This is a genomic window from Nostoc sp. (genome assembly GCF_036916975.1).
Classification (GTDB): domain Bacteria; phylum Cyanobacteriota; class Cyanobacteriia; order Cyanobacteriales; family Nostocaceae; genus Nostoc.
In genome coordinates, this window is the sequence record NZ_JBALFF010000076.1 from 1 (window position 1) to 4,357 (window position 4,357).

Consider the following 4,357-nt stretch of genomic DNA (forward strand, 5'->3'; position numbering starts at 1 on the left):
ACACAAAGAAAGAAAGAAAGAAAGAAAGAAAGAAAGAAAGAAAGAAAGAAAGAAAGAAAGAAAGAAAGAAAGAAAGAAAGAAAGAAAGAAAGAAAGAAGTTAAAAGGGTTTGGCGTAGCTCACAAAGAAATGGTATAAGCCGTATGCAAGGATATATCTACCGACAATTTGTCCGGGTAATTCGTTATGATTCCATAGTCATTACACCCCACACGCCAGATATATCCCAAAGAAGTAAAATTTTAATACTTCTGGTAGAAGCTAAATAATTACTATTGTAAATATCTACTTCAAAAGATATAGTTTGATATTTTTAATCTTCACTTAACCTGAAAAGTAACTTTTTTTTGTATTATCAATTTGGAGAAGATTAATAAAAATAAAAATATAAGTAGAGCGGCGTAAATAATTAAATGTTCGTAGTGATTTAGTGCGGTCTTGGGGGTTTAGTTTCCCCGATGAGCAACTAAGGAACCCCTTGGGTGAGGATTAAAGTCCGCACTACGAACTAAGTTAAGTATTTTTTAGATTACTTAACTTACTTTGATTTATTCTCGCCTACTTACTTAGCTTTAAATTAAAATTGCTTGATTTCTATTAAATAACTCTCGAAATGTAGCAAGCATTTTTCATAAAAGTTATTTTAGTAGAGACGTGGTGACAATTGATATAGTACTTCCAAAAACAAATCCTTTTCCAAAATCAATTTATAAAAATACTGCTGATGGCACTCGGATTAATAAATGTCACAGTAATCTAAATAAATTGGTTAAATACTTTTTATTGAAAGTAGCAATATAGGATGAAGTCAAAGATAGTGGTTCAATCCTTTTTTGGTGGGGAGAGTAACAACAGGGCTTGTATATTGCTTGTGCTATTCCAGTTGAACCAAAAGTAATTTTGATTGATGAAATCTTAGAGTTATCAGAGTAAACGATACCTATTTTTAACATAATTTTAAACCAATGAGCTATAACCACTCAAAGCAAAATGGCAATTGCACCCCGCATTTCAAAAAATCTGCTCGGCGAACACAAAAAGTCCAAATTCAGGTGCAAGATGACCGCACGGGCATGGATGCAGTAACGCTCAAACGCGCTCTTTTAGATAACCTCTACTACATCCAGGCGAAGGATGAAAACTGGGCGACTGCACATGATTACTATATGGCGTTAGCGTATACTGTACGCGATCGCCTACTGCACCGTTGGCTCAAAACTGTAGAACAAAGCTATTTGCATAACGATACCAAAATCCTGTGTTACCTATCTGCTGAGTACCTAATTGGGCCGCAGCTGGGAAAAAATTTGATGAATGTAGGACTTTATGAAGAAGCTCGTAATATTCTTCAGGAATTAGGTTTTGACCTTTATGATGTGCTGGAACAGGAAAACGAACCAGCATTGGGTAATGGTGGTTTAGGGCGACTGGCGGCTTGCTTTTTAGATTCTCTTTCTAGCTTAGAGATGCCTGCTATTGGTTACGGTATTCGCTACGAATTCGGAATTTTTCAGCAAGTAATCCAAGATGGGTGGCAGGTAGAACGGCCAGATAGCTGGCTGCGATTTGGTAACCCTTGGGAAATTCCCCGTCTTGATTATATTGTAGAAGTCCAGTTCGGTGGACACACAGAGGCTTACACAGACGAACACGGACGCTATCAAGTACGCTGGATACCAGAACGAACCGTGTTAGGTATACCCTATGATATGCCAATTTCGGGTTATAGCAGCAACACAGTAAATACGCTACGGCTCTGGAGTGCTAAAGCCAGCGAAGATTTCAACTTACAGATTTTCAATTCTGGGGACTTTACCCGCGCTGTAGCAGATAAAGTTTTTTCAGAAAATATTACCAAAGTTCTTTATCCGAATGACCAAAATTATCAAGGCAAAGAACTCCGTTTAGAGCAGCAATATTTTTTTGTTTCTTGCTCATTGCAAGATATGATTGCCAAGTACCTGCAAACACACGAGAGCTTCGACCAATTCGCTACAAAAATGGCTATTCAAATCAATGACACCCACCCAACTATTGGCATTGCAGAAATGATGCGGCTGTTAGTGGATGTTCATCAATTAGATTGGGATAAAGCTTGGAATATAACTGAGAATAGTTTTGGATTTACAAATCACACTCTTCTATCAGAAGCGTTAGAACGTTGGGATGTTAGTTTGTTTGGTCATCTGTTACCCAGACATTTGGAAATTATTTTTGAAATTAACAGTAGGTTCCTTACACAGGTTCGTCTCAAGTATGGCGGAGATAATGAAAAAATAGCTCGACTATCGCTAATAGAAGAAGGGACAGATAAGAAAGTTCGTATGGCACACCTGGCTTGTGTAGGCAGTCATGCGATTAATGGTGTTGCTGAACTACATACACAGTTGCTAAAAAACAACCTGTTCCCAGATTTCTACGAATTGTTTCCAGAGAAATTTACTAATAAAACTAATGGCGTTAGTCCCCGACGTTGGATATTACTTGCTAATCCAAAATTAGCGCTGTTGATTACTAATAAAATTGGCAAAGATTGGATTAAAAATTTAGATGAAATTAAGCAAGTAGAAGCTTTTGTTACTGATGCAGATTTTCAGCAGAATTGGTGGCAAATTAAACAGGAAAATAAACAAGATTTAGCAGAATATATTTTGCAAACCACTGGCATTGAGGTGAATAGCAATTCTCTCTTTGATATTCAGGTCAAGCGGTTTCATGAGTATAAACGGCAACATTTAAACTTGGTCTACATTATTACTCTCTATAATCGCATCAAGAAAAATCCCAGCCTTGATATAGTACCTCGAACTATAATTTTTGGGGGAAAATCAGCACCAGGCTACTCAATGGCGAAGTTAATAATCAAGTTAATTAATTCTGTCGCTAATGTAATTAATAATGACCCTGATGTAGGTTCAAAGCTGAAAGTAGTCTTTTTAGCTAACTACAATGTTTCGTTAGCACAGCGAATTTATCCTGCTGCTGATCTTTCCGAGCAAATTTCTACTGCTGGGAAGGAAGCTTCTGGCACAAGTAACATGAAGTTTGCGATGAACGGAGCAGTTACAATTGGCACACAAGATGGAGCAAATATTGAAATTCGCGATCGCGTCGGTGCTGAAAACTTTTTTGAGTTTGGATTAACAGTTGTTGAAGTTGCTCAAATGAAAGCGCTATCATATAACCCTTATAACTATTACAACAACAATCCTGAACTAAAACAAGCAATTGATCAAATTGCTTCTGGCTATTTCTCTGGTGGAAATACCGAGTTATTTCAACCATTAATAGATTCTTTGAAAAATCGAGATGAGTATATGTTATTTGCAGATTATCAATCTTATATTGAGTGTCAAGAAAAAGTTAGTCAAGCATATAATGAGCGGGAAAACTGGATTAGGATGTCAATACTTAATGCTGTTCGCATGGGTTATTTTTCCGCAGATCGTGCCATTCGTGAATATGCCCAAGATATCTGGCATATTCAGCCAGTAAAAATTAATTTAAATGATAGTCAAGAAGATAAGGCAGGCGTGAAAGTAAAAGAACTACCATTATAAATTTAAGGGAGCATCCCGTCAGGTGCAAAAACTTTGTGTTTGCCCTCATCCCCTAACCGCGAATTCCATCATTTGGGAAAAGGCGAATTAGAATTATGTCTCCCCTCTCCCATATATTGGGAGAGGGGCTGGGGATGAGGGAAAAGATTTAAGCCAAAATTGGAATGCTCCCTAACTTAGGGGTAACTAGCAGGGCTATTTCATTCTATTTTTACGGCAGTTTTTACGAATCTTTTTCAGAGAAATAAGAATTTAAACCTGATATAAGTTGACAACCGTAGTTTTTGCCCTCACCCTAAATCCCTCTCCCAATATATGGGAGAGGGACTTTGAAATGGGAGCAACGCGAAAAATTGAGATCATCGTGAAATGAGCTTTCTTAGGCAGGGGGAGTAAATCTTATTTTACGAGTCACCTTGAAAGGGCTAATTTTAGGACTTACGCACTGGACAAATTCATTATCTTGTGTATGAACGAGAATACGTAGTTTTAGGCTTTTATCAATGAGCCTTTGATAAATAGCGATCGCTACTATAAAATAAGTTTTAATCTAGGTTAGAATTCGTGGACATGATATAAGGTTTTGCCACGGATAATATTAACATTATCGCACCAAAGAACGTTATTTTTTTCAAGCATTGCTAGTTATTTTGTAAATGTTAATAACGTGCGCCTTTGTTGGATAGTCACGTAGTATTAAAATAATTCGTAATAGAGCCTCCGGCACGCTGCGCGGTTTTCATGCCCAAAGGGCTGTACGTAATTCGTAATAGAGCCTCCGGCACGCTGCGCGGTTT

The 4,357-nt window shown here is 37.4% G+C and carries 2 protein-coding genes; both read left to right on the forward strand.

The genetic code is table 11. From position 1 onward, the window contains the following. The first annotated feature begins 143 nt into the window (after positions 1-143). Positions 144-269 carry a hypothetical protein gene (locus tag V7K73_RS18375; protein WP_334882003.1) on the forward strand — a complete coding sequence of 42 codons (126 nt, stop codon included), beginning with the start codon at positions 144-146 and terminating at the stop codon, positions 267-269. Between the two features lie 696 nt (positions 270-965). Beyond that, entirely contained in the window at positions 966-3,560 is a 2,595-nt protein-coding gene (locus V7K73_RS18380; protein ID WP_334882004.1) for a glycogen/starch/alpha-glucan phosphorylase, read from the forward strand. The last annotated feature ends 797 nt before the right edge of the window (positions 3,561-4,357 follow it).